This window comes from Gardnerella sp. c17Ua_118 (assembly GCF_055804255.1).
Genome location: NZ_JANUYT010000001.1, coordinates 68,905 through 86,559, shown reverse-complemented (window position 1 = coordinate 86,559; position 17,655 = coordinate 68,905). Strand labels below are relative to the sequence as shown.

The window sequence follows — 17,655 nt, the reverse complement described above, 5'->3', positions numbered from 1 at the left end:
ATCACCTCCGTGACCTGTTATCTCAATAATTTAACTCTATGATTATTTTGATTTTGCCAGCAAATAATGAGCCATAGCAATACAGCATGCATCTCGTTCTTCATCAGTTGATTCGCCAGCAAGCCGTGCCAGCAATCCAAGTCCTAGAATTTTTTCCAGACATCCATACATTTTTGCTTTAATAGAATTTTCCAGTGCTTTAAATGAACTGAAATCTAACCCATCTTGAGCATAAGCAGTATATCTCTTTTGAGCAGTAATACTACTGTAATAAGTTGTCATCATATCGCTTAAAGTATGCAAATTTTCATCACTAGCATTACGTAGATTCATTCCTAGATAGATAGCGTCTGCATCATCACAAAAATCTGTAAAATTGCAGCGAATACCAAGTTTATTACTGACATGATTTGCTTTAAAATACTCTGACTGTGCACTACTGTCTGAACCAATAAGAGCATATGCTGTTTTCATACGATCAAGAGATGGATACTTTTGCAGGTACTTATGTAAGTCATCCATGCCTGTTGCAAGATCTCCTGCCCAACCAGTCCAATGATCTGGAGCTAAATTAGAATAAGCATAACAATAAAGCGTATAAGCAAAGTGTGCTATATCGTTTTTACCACCACTTATATCAGCAACTTCGTCACGCTTATTACCAATATAAGTATCCAGCTTATCTTTTAATGCAGGATATTCTTTTTCCATGAATATTATGAAAAATGGATCTGCAAACGCGCCAGCAATAGCAAATTTCCAATTCGTCATATATGCCTTAGCTAGATAATTAATCACACCTTGAGTCACGCTTAAAGGATGATACTCTAGAACCACCGCATACTTTTGATATACTTTTCGCCATTTATCATACACGCTTTCTAATTGTTGAATGAGGTCTATCACTTTTTCAATTTTTGTTAAACGAGACGTATCTGGATTAGGTGGAGCGACATAAGTAATCTTTGATTGTGGATTGCCAGTTGAATGATTTACACTTCCAACCGCTCCAAAACGTCCAGAATATGCTACTCTGTCAAGATCCCATTTACCTTTATAGCCAGGGATTTCATGGAACTGATCAAACGCCCAATTACTTGGAATAGAAAAGCCTAGATTTCCACTAAAACCTGTAGACATATCAGACACAAATGATGCTACCGCATATCCTGCTTTACTAACACGAGTACAAATATTTCTAGATGCATAAATTCCAATCCGATAACCACCATGCATATTTTCTTTAACAGCTTTGAAGTACGGCAAAATATTGCTACTAATTTCCGGATTCGTTGCATCATAATCAACCGCAAAATAGATTACTGTTGGCGGAACTCCAAGACGTTTAGCTGAAGCAACCGCTTCTTTTGCATGACGAGCTCCATTTTCTGCTGTAAAATGACGTAATTCAGTTGAATACTCTTGAAAAATAGGGAAATATTGAAGACCGTGGCTCACAATTCTTTCCAATTCTCCAGTACGCAATGCCTTAAAATAGTCCTTTTCAGCAGTGTTTTTTTGATCAGGTTCACTCAAATAACGACCAACAATCCTATAACCATCAGCCTTCAAACACTCAGCAAACTCGTCAGTAATCTCAAAACGTGTATCACACGCTACACAAGAACGATTAGGATCACCTTTCGAAGTTAACAGGCTCATCCATGTTGTTGGATCAACCTTACCTGTAACAGGAATAACATGCTCTGCTTGGAACTTATACAATGCCGACACTATTGCATTATTCCATGTTGAAGTTGGCGTAAGCGAATACCCATTACATGTGAGCGCTACGCTTGCCAACCAAACCCACTCACTCGTTCCCTCACTAATTGTCTTTAAACGTGATCGTGTGCCATTACCAAAATTGCCAGTAGCCTCAGCTGGAGTAAACCCTTCAACAGCTTGTAACACTTGAATCAATGCTGTATTCATCTCACGACCATACAGACCGTCTGTTGGAATAATTCCAGTATAATTCTTATATTTACTGTTAACAGCCTGCTGTGTTACACGAATGTCTTCTTTGCCTCCATACAACGATAACAATTTGAATTGTTTCATTGATAAAAGAACCATCATTAGTTCTAGATCCACAGTAGATGAAATATCTGAAAGACCAATATCACTTTTAAGATCAGAAATAGAGTTTGCTACATTATATGTAAATTCTTCTGTTATGCCTCCATATTCAGCCTCATACCCTTTGCACCAAAGAGCACCCTGAATAATTCCATGAATATTATTACTTTCATCTGTCTGATCAATACCATTTGGCCAGCGCTTCTTAAATCGTGACTGAGTACCTTTCCCAAAATTATTTGCCGTTTCTGTTATACCAAGCTCAATCTGCAAAGCACGAATAAGCCCATTAATTGTATCCCAACCAGTATTCCCATCAGTAATAACTGAACCAAACCCAGGCTTATCACCATAGGTTTTGTTTAACCATTGCTGTGTTAGTAATACCATCTGATCCATGTTGTGCCCTCCTTTTAGGCATGAAAAAAGCCCTGAAAGATTACTCTTCCAAGGCTTAGTATTTATAATTTTTGCTAAGTTTATAATACCATATAGAAGGCAGTGTCATCTCGTATCAGAGCGTACCAAACCGTACCATTTTTTAGATTTGGATTAGATTATCTGGTAAAACCATGTGCTCTAACGCTTTACCATGCCCTCTTATAATCGTCATTCTGCTAGCATGGAGTTCTTTACCAATATCCTCCCACGTCATGTTACTCATGTAACGGTAGCGTAAAATCATCTGCTCATCCACGCTTTCAAGCTTTGAAATCACGTCCAAAATCTGCTCTTTCAAACTGATAAGCAGCGTGATCTCCATGTTAATCTTTGCTTCTAAATCCATAACCCTTATAAGAGCTTTCACAAACGGAGCTTCTATACTTCGAGTTGTCTGCACATACTCTCGGTCGTATCTTAATGAAGAAACACTTGTAGCAAGCTCACGCAGTCTTACTACCTCATCCATGTCAGCCTTAATCCGTTTATCAAGAAGATAGGCTTGCCGTAAGTATTCTTTTTTGTTCATCCTTACCTCCATTTTGAGGTAAGTTCTCTATAGAACCCCTTTCCCTCACTTCGTTAATTGATAGTCTTGCTTTAACCGACTCGATTAAAGCATCCTGCACTTTAGCTTTCATGCTTAAAGCCCTCATCACGTCTTCATCAATCGTGTTCTTAGTGATGATGTGATGGATTACAACCGTATCGGTTTGACCCTGACGGTTAAGTCTAGCGTTTGTTTGCTGGTAAAGTTCTAAACTCCAAGTCCGGGAAAACCAGATAAGTGTAGAGCCGCCAGCCTGTAGGTTAAGACCATGACCTGCAGAAGCCGGGTGAATCAACGCTACAGGAATCATGCCGGCATTCCAGTCAGCAATATCAGCACTCGTTTTAATCTCACGCACGTTAAAACGATTCTTAATCCGCTCAAGATCATGCTTAAACCAGTAAGCTACAAGAACCGGTTTACCGTTAGCAGCCTCGATTAAATCCTCTAACGCGTCCAGCTTACGATTATGAATATGAACGCTTTCTTTTTTCTCGTTATAAACCGCGCCGTCTGCCATTTGAAGAAGCTTATTTGAAAGAGACGCTGCGTTAATCGCATCAATCTCTTTACCCTCCAACGACACCACCATATCCTGTTTCAGCTCATCGTAGAGTTTTCGCTCCTTACCGGATAACTCTACTTTCACCTCGTTTATCACACACGCTGGCATTTTCAAATAGTCTTTTGACTTCATCGAAATCGTAATATCAGATATCTGCTTATAGATTAAACTCTCAGCACCATCTTTAGGCTTATAAGAAAAAATCATGTGCTGGTTACGCTTATCAGGATTAAAAAAGTTCTGCCGATAATACGTAATATAGCGGCCAAGCCTTTGACCCATATCAAGCAGCCTAAACTCAGCCCACAAATCCATAAGCCCGTTAGAAGAAGGAGTTCCTGTAAGACCAACAATCCTTTTAACTTTCGGCCTAGCCTTCAGTAACGCTTTAAAACGTTTCGCCTGATATGATTTAAAACTTGAAAGCTCATCTATCACAACCATGTCAAAATTAAACGGCAGGCCACTTTTCATTATCAGCCACTCCACGTTTTCACGGTTAATAATATAAACATGAGCAGGCGTTTTTAGCGCTTGAATCCGCTCCCTCTCACTACCCGTCACAACAGAATAAGTCAAGTGTTTTAAATGCTCCCACTTTTCTAACTCTAAAGGCCACGTAGTGTTCGCAACCCTAAGAGGAGCTATAACCAGAGTTCTGGAAACATCAAACGAGTCAAGCATCAGGTCGTTAATCGCTGTAAGACTTATCACACTCTTACCTAAACCGCATTCAAGGAAAACCGCTGAAATAGGACGATTGATAATAAAATCAGTCGCATACTTTTGATACTCATGTGGCTCGTATCGCATCAACAACACCTCCAATCTGACTCTTCTCATCAACCACGAAAACCTTAAAACCTAAAGCCTGCAAATCCTTCATACGTTTCACCTGTAAAACTCTAGGCTTTTTACCTGGTGCTTTAAGCTCGACAAAACCAATCTTTCCACCGTTAAGTAAAACCAGCCTGTCAGGAAGCCCGTCAACGGAAGGACTCGTAAGCTTTAAACAAAGTCCTCCCATTGCTTTGACTTCACGGACGAGTTTTCGCTCAGTTTCCTTTTCTCGTAAAAAGCCCATCAGATACCTCTTTTGCCATCTCGATTATTTTCTTATCCACTTCGTTTCTCGGCTCATTAGCAACATCGCCATAAAACACGTCAATATAGTCTTTGCTTAAATCGGGATAGTCTTTAAACATGTTTTCTTCTGCTAGCGAACATAGCTGACGGACTTTATCCATGGCTCTCATCAATTTATCCTGCTGCGTTTTTAAGAGGATAGAGCCTGTATCTGTGATAAGCCTTGCGCTAAGGCTCTTAAGCAGTCTCATTTCAGCTCCTGCTTTCATGTATCTTTCCATTGTTCTTGCTTGTTTACTTCTCATAATTTTTTATCCTTTCTATCGGGACAAGGACGGACAAATGGCTAAAAATCCCTTTACGCGCGAATACACGTGTTACGTGTACGCTATAAGTAATAAATAAAGATTTTATTTAATATAGATTTTCATGTGTTGTCCGTCCCTGTTCGTCCAAAGCCTGTTGTTATGGGTGGGACAAGTGACAAGGTCAGGACAAGATACTTTTAGTTGTCCTGTTTTTAGCCGCTTGTCCACTCAAATTCTGGTATAAATTCTTTGCCTTCCATAGATTGGTATGGTTCTACGATTGTCAGATCTCTGCCAGTCTTTCAAACGTTTCATAATCGCCGATATTGCGTAACTGTCGATAGGCTTAATATCTTCTTTGGCTTTCCCGAAGCATTCGCACCATATTTCAATGTTGGATACTTCCATGCGTTTAATCGCGCCTTTAGGCCGTGTTGGATCCTCCATGTCACGGAAGTAATCCCGCCGCCTGTAAATATCCATTTCATCCCAAGTATCGGGTAGAAGCATGTTAAGATACTCTCTGACAATGCCTTCACGGTCGTCTTGCTGCATGGCTTCACGCTGTTCTTCTTTAGCGAAAGCCTCTAAGCTCTTGTCAAGGAACAGTTCTTCACCCGCCTTGGAAATAACCATGGTTTCCGCCCATATTTGGTCAACCAGTTCTCGTGTCATTTCCCAAGGCTTATACTTACCGTTTCCCGACACTTTCACATTCCAAAAACGCCGGTTACCCGTAACTTCCCTTAAATAACCGTTTTCACTATTCGTTGTGCCAAAGAACACGCACTGCCTCGGGTGTGGTGCTACACGTTTTCCAAAAGAAGCACGATACTTATCGTCACGTCTTGAAACAAAAGCTTTTACCTTATCAAGGTCAGCTTTTTTCATGCCCGCAAGCTCGCTGATCTCATGAATCCAATATCCTTGGAGTTTTTCAGCCGCCGTCTTATCGTTCATGTCTGAAAGCGTGAGACTATCTGAAAACCATTCCATGCCAAGGTTTGCTATAAACGTTGACTTGCCGATACCTTGCGCACCGTTAAAAACAGGAAGGTAGTCAAATTTAATGCCGGGATGGTAGATACGCATGTATGCTGCACACAGTGTTTTTCTACACACTGCACGAATATACGCGTTGTCTTCAGCACCAAGATAGTCGATAAAAAGCGTGTCTACACGTTTAACACCATCCCATTGAGGAAGACTCTCAAAATAGCGTCTTATCGGATGATAACTTCTATCATCTGATACTTTCGTGACAGCAATATCATAGTTTCTCTGTGAAAACGAGCCATAATGGTCGTCCACATAGCAGATAAGCTGCGCATCGTCCGCGTCCCTCCAAAACTTCGCAGGATGCTGCCAAGGCACATCGCCTTTAATTTCAAGACCATCAGCCAGCTGGTTAAAAACGATTCCTTTAAGCAAAGGATCGTGTTTAATAATGAGTTTCGCATTATAAAGCGAGTTTTCTAAAACCGCGCCTTTAGACGTGTAGCGTAGTTTTTTCTTCCAATCCTCACTGTCAACAAAATCATCTTCCGCTTCCGAGAGTCTCTCGTTTGCCGCTTGAAGTTTTACCTCATCAAGACTCATCGCAAACTCGCTCATTTTCTTAAACGACTCTTTCTCGTCCAAGCTAGCGAATTTGTGCGTGCGAACAATATCAAAAGCGTTACACAGTTTCAAATACGCTGGGTCTTTAGCATGATGAGAGTAAACAAACTTGTCTTCGATAATCTCAACTCCTGCCATACTGTGTGAGACTATAAGATGCCAGCGGTTTTCATTATCCGTCGGCTCATACACGTCGCTTAAAAACTTTTCCAAAGCAAGAGTTATCGGATAGAACACGCGGTTAAACAGTCCAACCACGCCATTTTTCGCGAGTGGATCTTGCACTTTCTGCTTCTGCACCTGGTTCGCTTTACTCTCACGAGACGAGGTCGGAAGCCTGGTTGGATCCACCCACTCTGGGTGAGCGGATAAAATATCATCAGGATTAAGCCAGTCTTTTTCAACCTCTTTATACTCGTACACGCCGTTTCGTGGCGTGGACGGCCAGTACATGAGCTGGTTAGGCAAGTAAGAGCATTCATCAAACTGGTCAATACCCAGCATGTCAGCTAAATACCTTGATACTGCTACAAACTCGTCAGGTGTTACATTTCTTGTTAAAGGAAAAACAATTCTCACCCTCGGATTATCAGGCGTGTGGCTGTGTGTCGTGTACAGAAAAGACGTGTATGGAGCAACACTCTCGTAAAGTGCAATAAAGTCTTTAGCAACATGATCCCCGTCTAAGGCAAGCATGGAGCGAAACTCAACACTGTCGACTTTTCGCCTACCATAAGCCAACGCTCCTGCAACGAAACCACCGTGGTCTTTTGCTAGATCACGGTCTGCTTTTTTCATTTTCGCGTACTCTTCCGCTGACTCTGAGGTACGAATCGTCACTTTAAGACGGTCTTTCAGCTCATCATAGGTGATGGTCTTATTCACCCATGTTTTTGCCTGCCTGTTGTTACCGTAAGCGATAGCTAAACTACGCATCAATATTCACCTCCAAATCATTATCCGTAAAATACTTAATCGGCTGTTTTCGTTTTTCTGCCAGATTGATTTCTACTTGCATGCCGCCTGTGATTTTCTCTCCGAACACCCATAGTTCGTTGCATTTGCCTAAGAGGATAATGTCCATAAACATCGCATCCCCTCTATGCTTTTGATTCTCATCATTCATAAACGGGAAAAGCAGGTGTGGAGTGATAGGGATTGCTCCGCGTGAATACGCGTAAGCCGCACACCGGATAGCGTGTTGCACGTTTCTTTCTTTATCTCCACGGTAGGGAGCACAAATGTAGACGATAGGCTTAAAATTCGGTGTCGTTTCTAAATGCTTTTTATAAGACTTACTCATCTTTAGCCTCCTGTTCAATCAACGGGTAGATCCCGTGTTGTGTCATGAGGTGATAGATGAAAAGCCTGCCTTTCTGAGTCCAATAAGTATGCATTTTTGAGTGTGTAACACCATTAGAATCCTCGTATGTATTTGTGCGAGATTTCGTATATTCCTGATCGGCATACTTTTGATATAAAAGCCAAATATCAGACTGCTTATACTGCACACCGAGTTCATGCAAAAAGTTATTCATCCACTGTGCTGACTTGCCATAATCTTTTGCAATCACACGCATGGAGATTATGTCTTTGCATTTAAGCACAACATCGTAATAGCTGGCTTTCGGTTTAAGCTCAGCTATCTGCTGTTTTTGCATAGCAGTCGTAAGCTCTAACGCTTCTCTTTTAGCACGCTCTTCTTTCAATGCGTTAAAAACAGCGATAGCCATATCAGGATTGTTGATAAGCTCATCTGTCGCATACATACCGTGCTTACGGATACTCGGAAGAACCTGTGATGTAACCCATCGTTTAAACTGACATGCTTTAGGGAGCTGACTTCTAAGAATAAGACTGTATAAACCAGACTCGTTAATAACATACATTTCTCGGTTCTGACCTGAGTCGGTGAAACACCGAGTCAGCTTATCATCTTCATCTACATGCCTTTTCAGTGCATCAGATGTATCACGATAACCAAGAATCTCAGCCACATCCTTACCCACAAAATAAGGGATACCATCTACTACTGTTGTGCGAACAGAGCCAAGCTCTACATTCTTAAATACTTGTAATTCATTCATAAAATTACCTCCTATGATTTTTTTCTGAAGGCGGTATTGCCTTCTAAATCACAGGCAAAGAAAAAGAGCAGGTTTTTAACCCTGCTCCTAAAAATTTTTTTAATCTTTTTTGTAAAACTCGCACTCGTAGCCGTCAGCTCGTAAAACAAGCCCTTCTGCCCAGGGTGGTGTTCTTCCCATTAGCTCACACACGCTTTGAACACTCGTATTCTTATCGGTTTCGATAATGGCTTCATCATGCACATGTGCGACGATGCGATATTCTTTCAGCGTTTGCATGGCGTAAAGTAGAATGTCACGAGCTATAGCTTGCGTAATGTTTTCCACGAATTTAGGCCCGTAGCTTTCCAGCCGCTCCCATTTTTTAGTAGATCCCACACCCTCATAGGTGACTGATTCACCACCGTACTTGTTTTCTTCCACACGTGGTTTCACATAGTAAAGGCATCTTTTCGAAGGCAGTTTGATGATAAGAAACCCACTCTTGTAAGTGAACACTATATTGTGTGTTTGAACAGAAATGTGTTCGTGTACACACTGTTTTACCGCTCTGTCCACATCCCACCACAATGAAACAATATGTGGATTAGCAGATCTCCAATCATTAACTAACTGTTGCAAATCATCTTCATGTAAACCCATATCAAGAGCACCCATTGCCTTTAATGCTCCTACTGCACCGCCGTAGCCACAGTTATGCACGAGCTTTCCCGATACGGTAAAACGATGATTTGGTCCGGCATTTTGTATGTCATAAACTCGAGTCTTGCTTCGATTAAACGCCAGTTTTTTCTGTGTTGTGCTACAGCTGTATTTGCTCTTGATATGATTTCTTCTCTGCTTATTCCTTTCGATAGCATTCTTGTAACTACCGATCTTGCGTATGGCCAATATTGTTGCTCCCACCGTGTTAGGATAGCGTTCTGCTTGTTGTTTTGATTGACTATTCTTGGAACAAAGCGGATATTTCCTTTTTCGTAGTTGCCGTTTGTATTTATCCGTCTAATTCCCAGTCTTTTCGCACATTGTCTACCTCTTGTAAAATCCACAAGCCTGCTTCTAAAACAGAATGGAAGCACCACTTTATCCCTCTTGCTCCATAGTTTTTGTAATTTGGATCTCTTGGATTGATGCATCGCTGTTTTGCAGCACTTAGCCGCTTTTCTAGCCATATTGGTATTTGTTTCGGCTGTGAGCAAGCTTGACATCCTTTTGATTTGCCCGACTTTAGACTGTTTAAGTCCTGCCATTGGACGCTTCCGCACCCTACGCATTGTGTCAGTACATAACAGTGGTTTTGCTTTTGATTCCAGTGTTTCTCTGCACTTATGATTTTCACCCAGCCGTATTGTTCTCCGACCATCTCCGGTTTGTATGAGATGTGTTTTGCAGATGGCGGATTCAATAAACCGTATTGGCTTCGGTTTCCCCTTGACCCAGACGAGATGGTCTGGTGTTGCTCTAAGTCCTTCATACTCGATTACCTCCTTTACACCCTTAAAAACAACTCCGTTATGGTTGACCCAGTTTTCTCCGTCCCACACTTTTTGTTTTGTAGTGACTTCTTCAATTGGGACGAGCCCTTCATTTGTGAGTACAAGTTCACCTTCAGCAATACAAGCGAGTTCCGCGATCTTCCCTTTCTGCCGCAAATGCCCGTTTACTCCGTGTTTTTCAACAGGCACTCTAAACATTTGGGAAGCTGACGAGCAGTAAATGTCTTTACCTTCCGCGAATACTCGCATACGCCATTTTTCACCCGCAAGCCAAGCCAAGACTCTCGCTTCGATCGCTGAAAAGTCTGCGACAATAAACTTAAATCCCGTGCGTGGAATAAAAGCAGTACGGATAAGCTGGGATAAAGTATCCGGAATATCCTCATAAAGCATTTCCAATGCTTCAACATTTCCTTGTTTAACAAGACTTCTAGCCTCCGCCAAATCAGGCAGATGGTTTTGTGGTAGGTTTTGTAATTGCACGAGCCTTCCCGCGAATCTTCCTGTACGGTTTGCACCATAGAAGCGAAACATGCCACGCTCCCGATCATCCATGCAGGCAGCGTTTTTCATCGCCGTATACTTTTTCACCGAGGATTTAGCAAGCTGCTGGCGAAGCCGTAAAACTTCCGCCAACTCTTTACCCACTGTTTTAAGCTCTTTAGCGACTTCTTTTTTACCAAGCGACTCCATTTCAAGCCCATGCTCTTTAAGCCAAGAACGCATTTGTAACACGGAGTTCGGGTTTTCTAAACCTGTAATATGCTTAAGCTCACTCATGAGATGTGTTTTCACCTCTTGGTCGAGTTTTATGGCTGATTCAACGAAAAGAGGATCTATTCCTATCCCACGGTCGTTAATAGTTTGGTCGAGATAAAACTCCTGCCATAAAAAGTCCGGTACGGGAAAGCGTGAGAGTTTTTCTTGAATACTCATTTCAACTTCCACATCACGCTTGTTATATGATTTAAACAGCTCCCATTTTTCCTTATCGTGAAAATACTTGTTTCTTGTTCTTCCACCGTTTACTTTCGTAGGATTACACGGCAGGCAGAAATATTTAATAAGATTCTTACCCTCAGTTAGTTTCTGCTTATCAAGACCCAGTACTGCTCCCACGTTTTCAAGCGACATGGGAAGTCCCAGGGTGGCTGACCAGATCATTGTGCAATGCCAGGAGCTTGGGTTTAAAAACAAGCCTTCACTTTTCACTGTCTTACCAGGGTTAAGATTGATGCCTTTATCTCGCAGGTAGCGTGATAAACACACTCTTTCAAACTGAGCGTTAAACGCCCACTTGGTCACTGTTTCATCTGTTAAAGCAGAAAGCACAACCTCGGGTATGGTTTCACCTTGCGCTAAGTCAACGACCTGAACTTCACCACCGTCCACACTGTAACCAAAAAGCAGTATTTCAAAATCATCCGATTCTGCGTACTTGTAAACACCACATTTACCAAGATTTACACTCGAAAACGTCTCCAAATCCACACTCAAATTTTCCAAATTACACCACCTCAAAGTTAATAAAAGAGGTGACAGAAAACCTGCCACCCCACTTATAGAATCTTCTAAATCCTGTTTTTCAGGAATCTTCTAATTCCTATTTAGAATGTGTTTAATATCAACGTAAAGACTCACGAGTTTCTTTACCGTGAAATCAAGAAGTAATACTCCTATAAACACTGAAATAAAAACCGCTATAACAATTTCCATAATTAACTCACGCTCCTTATGCTAGAAAATCATCATCTTCTAAAGTCGTAAAATCATCGGTTGCGAGACTACGTCCGCCGAGTGGCTCACCGTCTCGGATCTTTTGAATATTGCCAAGACCACAAGCAACACCCTTATTACCGTTAGAGTTAAACGCGTAAAAGTTGATAGAAACCCTCGCATAGCAGCCTGAATACACTTCACTGCGATCCATGATGGGTTTTACCTGTTTGTCTACAATCTGCGGAGCCGTGGTTGAGTTCGCGTTAATAAAGTAATGTCCTTTATACGCTTCATCATCACGCTCAATATCCCCGTCCCTGAGTGGTGTTTTAAGAGCAGCCTTGTTTGGTTTTTTACCACCGAACTTGCCGACACCTTCCTCAATCGCAGCATCAATAGCTTTCTCAATAGCCGTAATCGTTTCAACATCACTTTTAGGGATAAGCAGTGAAACACTATATTTTTCAGGACCGCCGTTAATAGACTTTGGCTCCCAACCGTTGAAATAGGAAAGACGCGTGTTCTTACCGGTGATAACCTTAGTTTTGTTAAATCCGTTCATTTTACTTTTCCTCCTTAAATTCTTGATTAATATTTTGAATGTTAACTTTTGCCCGCTTATCCGAGTCTGGTACGAGCGTAAGTTTTCCGGACGGTTTGATAATGAGGTCGCCCAGAATATCCTCAAATTTTTTCTTGCCCATCAGCTTTTGCATTTCAGTTAAACCGATAAGACTAGTTTTGAAAATGTCAGTAAAGCCTGCGGCTTTCGCTTTCTCAATAACAGCTGTCTCATCCTTAAACTTGCGAACTGAACGTCCTTCCACGAGTTTGAAACCGCTCCACTCTTTGCCGTGGTTTATAGCGGAATCTGTGGCGTAAGCTAAAACATCATCAGCCCACTTCGTAAACTGTGGGATAAGCGTGAGTACTTCTTCAATTTCACTATCTGTTAAAACAGATGGCGGTTTGAACTCAAGTTCTGCGAGTTTAAGGTTTTCTTCCGCCCGTTTACGGCACGTGGCTTTTGCCCTGCAAAACCTGCACCAGTCTCCAGCTTCAAATTCGCCTTCGCCTTTAATAGCAAGCTCTGCTTTTGGTTTAAGCACGCTTTCAGCCCAAGAGATAAGCTCCGTGACAGGTAGTGTGAAAGTGGATACGTTGTCACGCCGTGGCTGAAAAATACTCATCTCAACAGTTTGAATCTCGTACAAGCTGTCGAAAAGCGTTAAAGCTCCAAGCGCGTAGCATTTCATCTGAGGATTCTCGTAAGCATCAACCAGCACGCCTTGACCGTACTTAAAGTCGATAACCTGCAGCGTTTTTTCGCCTACAATAATGCAGTCCGCTGTACCAAACCCATCAGGCACGTAAGCTGAAAAATCAACTTTCTGCTCTATGAGAAGAATAGGATCTTGACAGTTAAGTTTTGCCTGCTCGTATTTTTCCAACACGAAATCCACGTAAGCATCCGAACATTCCTGCATCTCACTTGAGTCATACTCGGTTGACGGTTTTTCACACGGACGATTAAGAAGCTTATTCAGCTTATACTCACACCACGCATGTGCCGCCGTTCCTTCCTCAGCTGCCGCAGAAGTAGTGTTTTCAAACTTTTCTTCTAAAACAGCACTCGGAGTACACTTAATCCACCTATGAGCAGAAGAAGGGGAAAGTAAAGCATGCTTAGTCACCTTTAATTCCCTCCGCTTCAAACAACAGGCTCTCATACTCGCTTTCAGGAACATCCGAGAGCTTCTGCGCACCATGCTTAACGATGAGTTTCTTCACCTCAACTGTCTTTCCCAGCTGGCTAAGTTTTGCTAAAACCGCTCGCACCTGCTCAAGACTGACAGTATTCTGCTTTGCTTCTTCTACCGGTTTAGACACCTTTTCTTTACTAACGTTAGACTCATCAAATACTGCTTTAAGATGAGCTGTTAAGTTTTCCAAGTCTTTGATGACTTCTCTCAATATTTCCTTTTTCACGGTTTTTCCTCCTTAAACTTCTTTGACATCAACTGACTGAACGCTCTTTCCAGGATCTAATAGGTAGACTTGCGAGTAATCACCAAACAGCCAGCGGATAAACCGTTGAGGTAATCGCATCACAGCTCCACGTAGAACCTGTTTCTTCTCACCGTTTTCACCGGTGACGTTAATAACGATCTTGTGTTTCACGAGTTTTGCCTCCTTTCTGTAAGGGGTTTCTTCCTTACACATCACAGGCAAAGAAAAAGGAGGAGTTTTTAACCTCCTCCAAATAAAATTTCTAGAATTTTTCTGGTAAAACTTTTTTAAGATTTACGATGGCACTATCCAGATGCTTTTTAACACCGGCAGACGAAATACCAAGCATGCTCGCAATCTCTGACTGAGTGTATCCTTCAATAAACATCAAACGAATAACCTGACGCTGCTTGTCAGTAAGCGTTGAAAACGCATGCTCCATTTCTTCTGACATTTCAAAACCATAATCGTTGGTAATAAAACCATAATCATCAGTAGTACTAAGAGCTTCAGCAAGATGACTTTTATCTACCTCAAGCTCGCCATCTGCATCAAAGTCAATCGAGGAATTATAGTTGGGTAGGAAATGATCGTTAGCAGCATACTCCACGTCATCCTTGTTAGGCTCATAACCATGCTTCGCTTTGAACTTCTGGATATACTGCTTCTTCCACGCTTCAATCTCAGCTTTTTCTTCAGCAGTTCTATTAGGACGCAGGTTCTTATTGTTGTAGTAAACCTCACTGTCATCCATTGAGTGAAGCATTTTAATATCCGCTTCAGTGACACCGTTTTCGCCTGGTTTGATTTCGATAGTTTCTTCACTATAACTACCATCTTCATTACGAACACAACTTGTATACTTATATGTTGCTCGATCGTTGCTATTAGTTTTGCGAGTCCTCATGCTCACCCTTCCCGCCTGCAGCGGTAGGGTGAAGACACATACAAAAAAGAGCCGATACTTTATGAAGCACCGACTCTAATACCTGAAAAAACAGCCATAGTAGAAGTAGAGGTACTTCATAGGAGTCATGAAAAACCATGAGGATCCTATTGACGTATCTCATCGCCCTATAGCTAATCAGGCTTTAACTGTTTACTAGTAGTGTCTTATTGATTAATCATTAACCACAATCTTGTTAATTGTTCCAAAAATTCTTATAACATTTACCCGCTCTTTCTTAAAACCCGTATCACGAGTGTAAAAAAGAGTGGAATAATCTCGTTTTTATAACAGTTTGACATGTAAAAACCACACTTGCCTTGAAAGCTACGTGCTTTGAGGTTTAAGCGTTAACAATGTTTTCACCCCCCTTCTCGTTAAACAACACTCGTTTTAGAAAACAAAACAAGCATTAGCCACGCTCTAATAGAGTCCCAACCGTAGCTAATAAAGTCCCAACTGTATTTAATACAATCCCAACAAATCTAATATAATCCCAACCGTATTAATATCAGAAATCCTCACTACGCAAAAAGCGTTATAGACCTAACTACTTTTAGTGTTACCGTTAGAGCTTCTGATTAAAACACTTCAGATAAAATGTTCAAGTTATTATTATGCTAAAGAGGCTCTTCAAAAACCTGACAAATACGCACATATACGGGGTTGCATACACGAGATTGCAGAAGAAAACTTCTTTACTTATGACTCTCCTAGAATATGGTTAATGTTGAGAACTAAAGGTATTAAAATATCTGAAAAAGTAGTAAGACGGCTCATGAAAGAAGAGTCAATTGAGGTTAGATATGCTAGGCGTAAAAGACGCTATTCAAGCTATAGAGGAGAAATTACTCCTGCATGTAGTAACATCGTTAATAATAATTTTCATGCAGATTCACCTAATAAGATTTGGCTTACAGATATTACTGAGTTTTCAGTAAAAGAGTCAAAACTCTATTTAAGCCCTATGATTGACTGTTTTGATGGTAAAGTGGTCTCTTACGCTCTTTCAAACCACCCAGATCAGTGTCTTGTAAATGAAATATTAGAAGGGGCTTTAACTACCCTTAACACTACAGAATGTAAAAGCTTAGCTATTCATACCGATAGAGGATGTCACTATAGAGGCGGTAGGTGGATTGAGAGGTTAGAAGGTCTTGGTATTACACGCTCCACGTCAAGAAAAGGAAACAGTGGAGATAATGCTGCCTGTGAAGGATTTTTTGGACGAATGAAAACAGAAATGTATTATCCACTTAACTGGGATAGTACAGAAGAATTACGTCAAGCTATTCATACTTATATTGATTTTTACAACAATCACAGAATTAAAATGGGGCTTAAAAGACAATTATGGAACATCGTGCTATGATTGCACAAAATGTCTAAAATTGTCCTAAGCCCCTTTTGTTTTCAATGTCAAGTAATACTAAATGTTGAGCTTTTTTAGCTTAACAACAGAGAGCTTTCTTTGGTATTTCAACGAAAACTCGGGTTTTTAGACACGCTTTTTGCCGCTTACCCCAATTTAGACGATATACGCCAATACGAGTACCACTACGAGTATAACTGCCACGGCAGCAGCAAACACCACGTAATCCATAGGCTTCACATGGTGATGCTGCAACAATGCATGGCATACAAACGCTGCGATCAGCAAGATTACCCCTGAAATAGCATTGGCATACCAAGGTAAATGATTGATGCACGAGAAAACAACACTCGTCAGCCAAATGGTAGCAAACGAAGCAAGCCATGACCGATGCCCTGTTGTGGCATGCTTCTTCGAAATAGTTGCATCATCCATATTAACACCCCAATGCTGCTGTCAAAGTGCCACCTGCAGCGCTACAAGCTATATCAGCCGAAACACCAGCAAGTGGTGTCGCCAATCCAGAAATACCAAGTGATAATGGAGTACAAACTGTTGCATCCCATAAAACATTCCATCCCACACCAATCCATTTAGGAATACAATGATGTTTCTTTCCACCACGTTCTAAAGCTGTCTCTAAGGAAACAGTAGGAGCAATCCTATGAAGAACTTTGCTATAACCAAAATCAACATGCTGCCCGTCATGAACTGTTAAATTGATAGTTGCTATAGTATGATTTGTTGCATCTCTCCAAGTAGCTATATTATTCTTTACTACGATAGTATCACCAGCTAGCGTATGCACATTCAATCCTTGTCCAGATACTGGAACAATTGAACGTCGACCATCTGGAGAACGCAATCCTCTCATTTCAGACTTAAAATTCCCATATTGTGATGTTGATTGAACTGCAAAAGATGGAGTTGCAAACACCATACTTCCAAGTAATGATGCTGCAGCTATTAACAATGAACTAACTTTCTTCATCATAAGATGACCTCTCTAATATTGGCCTTATCAATTAGTGAGTAAGCGTATTCCAGTAAACAGCATGTTGGCCAAACATGTGGTGAGTGACTCACGTTGTTATGCTCACAAGTCAACAGTATAATACTTGATTGATAGAAACGCCGTCATAATCAGGTAAGCGGATTATTAAAGCCTTGAGACAATCTTTGTTGTACGGCACTATGAACCTTTATAACTTATATACCACGGTGGGAATTCTTTTCATAATTGGTGCAATCAGTTTCTTTTTATCTCGCAAACTATTTAAATACGAATAAAACTATAAATAGCATATGAGTATGTGATTACTGATGAAATATAGTTTTCACATACTCAGTGTTTTATTCTCTCCTAGTATATA

At 41.1% G+C, this 17,655-nt stretch carries 16 protein-coding genes and 1 pseudogene; 1 reads left to right on the top strand and 16 read right to left on the bottom strand.

The window, feature by feature from the left end; all coding sequences use genetic code 11:
* Positions 1-42: 42 nt before the first annotated feature.
* The 14 genes and pseudogenes from NYP69_RS00355 to NYP69_RS00290 all read right to left on the bottom strand — a co-directional run bounded on the left by NYP69_RS00355 (position 43) and on the right by NYP69_RS00290 (position 14,871).
* Positions 43-2,481 carry a glycoside hydrolase domain-containing protein gene (locus NYP69_RS00355; protein ID WP_473412815.1) on the bottom strand — a complete coding sequence of 813 codons (2,439 nt, stop codon included), beginning with the start codon at positions 2,479-2,481 and terminating at the stop codon, positions 43-45.
* Between the two features lie 142 nt (positions 2,482-2,623).
* Positions 2,624-3,052, bottom strand: a complete 429-nt coding sequence (locus NYP69_RS00350; RefSeq protein ID WP_473412814.1) for a sigma factor-like helix-turn-helix DNA-binding protein — start codon at positions 3,050-3,052, stop codon at positions 2,624-2,626.
* On the bottom strand, positions 3,012-4,451 hold the full coding sequence (locus NYP69_RS00345; protein WP_473412813.1) for an SNF2-related protein: 1,440 nt from the start codon (positions 4,449-4,451) through the stop codon (positions 3,012-3,014). Before NYP69_RS00345 ends, NYP69_RS00350 begins: the two co-directional genes overlap by 41 nt.
* Positions 4,432-4,722, bottom strand: a complete 291-nt coding sequence (locus tag NYP69_RS00340) for a PDDEXK family nuclease (protein ID WP_473412812.1) — start codon at positions 4,720-4,722, stop codon at positions 4,432-4,434. Before NYP69_RS00340 ends, NYP69_RS00345 begins: the two co-directional genes overlap by 20 nt.
* Entirely contained in the window at positions 4,694-5,029 is a 336-nt protein-coding gene (locus NYP69_RS00335) for a hypothetical protein (RefSeq protein ID WP_004117127.1), read from the bottom strand. The genes NYP69_RS00340 and NYP69_RS00335 overlap by 29 nt, the downstream gene beginning before the upstream one ends.
* A 231-nt stretch (positions 5,030-5,260) precedes the next feature.
* Positions 5,261-7,588, bottom strand: coding sequence for a virulence-associated E family protein (locus NYP69_RS00330; RefSeq protein ID WP_473412811.1), 2,328 nt, complete (start codon positions 7,586-7,588; stop codon positions 5,261-5,263).
* On the bottom strand, positions 7,581-7,955 hold the full coding sequence (locus NYP69_RS00325; RefSeq protein WP_473412810.1) for a DUF7768 domain-containing protein: 375 nt from the start codon (positions 7,953-7,955) through the stop codon (positions 7,581-7,583). The genes NYP69_RS00330 and NYP69_RS00325 overlap by 8 nt, the downstream gene beginning before the upstream one ends.
* A complete protein-coding gene (locus NYP69_RS00320) occupies positions 7,948-8,739 on the bottom strand; it encodes a phage antirepressor (RefSeq protein ID WP_473412809.1) in 792 nt (263 codons plus the stop codon). The genes NYP69_RS00325 and NYP69_RS00320 overlap by 8 nt, the downstream gene beginning before the upstream one ends.
* Positions 8,740-8,838: 99 nt before the next feature.
* A pseudogene (locus NYP69_RS00315) lies at positions 8,839-11,741 on the bottom strand (DNA polymerase).
* A gap of 226 nt (positions 11,742-11,967) precedes the next feature.
* Positions 11,968-12,516, bottom strand: a complete 549-nt coding sequence (locus NYP69_RS00310; protein WP_473412808.1) for a DUF2815 family protein — start codon at positions 12,514-12,516, stop codon at positions 11,968-11,970.
* Position 12,517: 1 nt separating this feature from the next.
* Complete coding sequence (locus NYP69_RS00305) at positions 12,518-13,648, bottom strand: DUF2800 domain-containing protein (protein ID WP_473412807.1); 1,131 nt, start codon at positions 13,646-13,648, stop codon at positions 12,518-12,520.
* Positions 13,641-13,943 (bottom strand): hypothetical protein, encoded by a 303-nt coding sequence (locus NYP69_RS00300; RefSeq protein ID WP_473412806.1) that lies wholly within the window; start codon positions 13,941-13,943, stop codon positions 13,641-13,643. The genes NYP69_RS00305 and NYP69_RS00300 overlap by 8 nt, the downstream gene beginning before the upstream one ends.
* 12 nt (positions 13,944-13,955) lie before the next feature.
* Positions 13,956-14,135: a hypothetical protein gene (locus NYP69_RS00295; protein ID WP_004114712.1), complete on the bottom strand. Its 180-nt coding sequence runs from the start codon at positions 14,133-14,135 to the stop codon at positions 13,956-13,958.
* Between the two features lie 91 nt (positions 14,136-14,226).
* Positions 14,227-14,871: a sigma-70 family RNA polymerase sigma factor gene (locus tag NYP69_RS00290; protein WP_473412805.1), complete on the bottom strand. Its 645-nt coding sequence runs from the start codon at positions 14,869-14,871 to the stop codon at positions 14,227-14,229.
* A gap of 598 nt (positions 14,872-15,469) precedes the next feature.
* Between NYP69_RS00290 and NYP69_RS00285 the strand changes: the two genes are divergently transcribed.
* The gene (locus NYP69_RS00285; protein ID WP_473412804.1) at positions 15,470-16,282 is read left to right on the top strand and encodes an IS3 family transposase; all 813 of its coding nucleotides are present in this window, start codon (positions 15,470-15,472) and stop codon (positions 16,280-16,282) included.
* A gap of 156 nt (positions 16,283-16,438) precedes the next feature.
* Here the strand turns inward: NYP69_RS00285 and NYP69_RS00280 are convergent, their stop codons facing one another.
* Both NYP69_RS00280 and NYP69_RS00275 read right to left on the bottom strand, forming a co-directional pair.
* Complete coding sequence (locus NYP69_RS00280; protein ID WP_033888441.1) at positions 16,439-16,717, bottom strand: hypothetical protein; 279 nt, start codon at positions 16,715-16,717, stop codon at positions 16,439-16,441.
* 1 nt (position 16,718) lies between these two features.
* The gene (locus NYP69_RS00275; protein ID WP_112928551.1) at positions 16,719-17,276 is read right to left on the bottom strand and encodes a hypothetical protein; all 558 of its coding nucleotides are present in this window, start codon (positions 17,274-17,276) and stop codon (positions 16,719-16,721) included.
* Positions 17,277-17,655: the final 379 nt, after the last annotated feature.